2 protein-coding genes and 1 pseudogene are annotated in these 2,045 nt (G+C 65.9%); all 3 read left to right on the top strand.

Annotation, left to right across the window (positions count from 1 at the left end):
- Positions 1–134 (top strand): annotated as a pseudogene (locus H8A92_RS40275) (FAD binding domain-containing protein); the annotation flags it as partial.
- A gap of 5 nt (positions 135–139) precedes the next feature.
- Positions 140–619: a (2Fe-2S)-binding protein gene (locus tag H8A92_RS40280; RefSeq protein ID WP_229200780.1), complete on the top strand. Its 480-nt coding sequence runs from the start codon at positions 140–142 to the stop codon at positions 617–619.
- A 12-nt stretch (positions 620–631) separates the two neighbouring features.
- On the top strand, positions 632–2,045 hold a 1,414-nt coding region (locus tag H8A92_RS40285), incomplete at its 3' end, for a xanthine dehydrogenase family protein molybdopterin-binding subunit (protein ID WP_229200781.1).

Here is a 2,045-nt window from a genome sequence, read left to right on the forward strand (position 1 = left end):
CTTCCGCGATCAATGCAGCCGCCGCGGCCGCCGCCGAAGGAGCCGCGCCCGGCGACAATGCGCTCGCCAGCGCCTGGTATCGCCGCGAGATCGTCGGCGTGCATCTTCGCCGCCTGTTGTCCGGTCAGGAATAGTCACGATGGCCAAGACTGCCCTTCAATTCCAGCACAACGGCCGCGAGGTCGCGATCTTCATCGATGGCGGCACCAACCTGCTGGTCGCGCTGCGCGAGCTGATCGGCGACATGACGCCGAAATTCGGTTGCGGCCAGGGCGGCTGCGGCACCTGCAGCGTGCTGATCGACGGCGAGCTTCATCTCTCCTGCCTGACGCTGGCCGAAACGGTCGCCGGCCGTTCGGTCGAGACGCTCGACGGCATCAAGGACGGTCCCAACCTGCACCCTCTGCAACGCGCCTTCGCCGACAATTTCGCCGCGCAGTGCGGCTATTGCACGCCGGGCATGCTGATGGCCGCGAAGGCGCTGCTCGACCGCAATCCGCAGCCGAGCCGCGCCGAAGTCGTCGAGGCGATCTCCGGCAACATCTGCCGCTGCACCGGCTATGAGCCGATCATCAACGCCGTGCTGGCTGCCGCGTCCGGTGGCCGTGGCCGCGTGTAAGGGAACAGTGCCATGCTGGAATTGCGCAAGGACATCTTCGCCGACGAACGCGACGACAATCTGAAGGAGATCGGCAAGGGCACGCAGCGTCAGGACATGCTCGGCCATGTCACCGGCACCTCGCCCTATTTCGACGATCACAAGCTGCAGGGCATGCTGCATCTGAAGGTGGTCCGCAGCGCGCATCCTCATGCAAGACTGCGCCGCATCGACACCTCGGAGGCCGAGCGGTCGCAGGGCGTGCGGCGGGTGATCCGCGCCTCCGACGTGCCGCGCAACCTGAACACGCTGCTCAGCCTGATCAATTTCGGCAAGGACGACGAACCGTCGCTCGCGGTCGACAAGGTGCGCTACAAGGGCGAGCCGATCGTCGCCATCGTCGCCGACAGCCCGCGCGAAGCCTTTGAAGCAATTGCAAAGGTCAAGATCGACTATGAGCCGCTGCCGGCGGTGTTCGATGTCGAGGACGCGCTGAAGCCGGGCGCGCCTGTGGTCAACGAGGTCTATCCCAAGAACACGTTCACCTATCACGAGACCTATGATCGCCAGCAGCTGCGCTTCGGCGACGCTGACCGCGCGCTGGCCACGGCCGACCATGTGCTGGAGCAGCGCTACCAGATGTCGCCGATCGAGCACGCCCCGACCGAGACCAACGGTTCGATCGCAGCGCCCGACACCAACGGTCGCTTCATCGTCTACACCTCGACGCAGGCGCTGTTCTTCTCGGTCGACACCTGCGCAAAAATCCTCGACGTGCCGTCCAACACCTTCCACTTCATCGGCGGCACCGTCGGCGGCGGCTTCGGCGGCAAGGTCGACACCCTGACCGAGCCGCTCTGCATTCTGGGCGCGATGCTGACCGGGCGGCCGGTGCGCTACGTGTTCGGGCGCGAGGAGGAAATGCAATACGGCCCGCCGCGCGGCGCCGAGCGCATCTACATCAAGGACGGCGTGATGCGCGACGGCCGCGTCGTCGCCCGCAAGGTGCGCGCCTATTTCGACAGCGGCGCCTATACGCGGCTGTCGAGCTACGCGGCGGTGAAATGCGCCGCGCATCTGCCCGGCCCCTACACGATCCCGAATGTCCATGGTGACGTCTACTGCGTCTTCACCAACCGGACGCCCGCGACAGCGATGCGCGGCTTCGGCGTCACCGCGATGGATTTTGCGATCGAATGCCAGATGGACAAGCTCGCCCATCTCGTCGGCATGGACCCGATGGAGTTCCGGATCCTCAATGCGTATCGCGACGGCGACATGAAGGCGCACCGCCGCGAGGCCAAGAACACCGCGCTGATCGAATGCGTGCAGGTCGCCGCCGAGAAGGCGAAATGGCCGATCCGTGAGGACTTCAAGCGGATGTCGTCGCGCAAGGATGGCGGCGGCGCGCGTGCTTCTGTCACGCCGACCCCGCGCGAAACGCCCG

The sequence above is a fragment of the Bradyrhizobium acaciae genome (genome assembly GCF_020889785.1).
GTDB classification, from domain to species: domain Bacteria; phylum Pseudomonadota; class Alphaproteobacteria; order Rhizobiales; family Xanthobacteraceae; genus Bradyrhizobium; species Bradyrhizobium acaciae.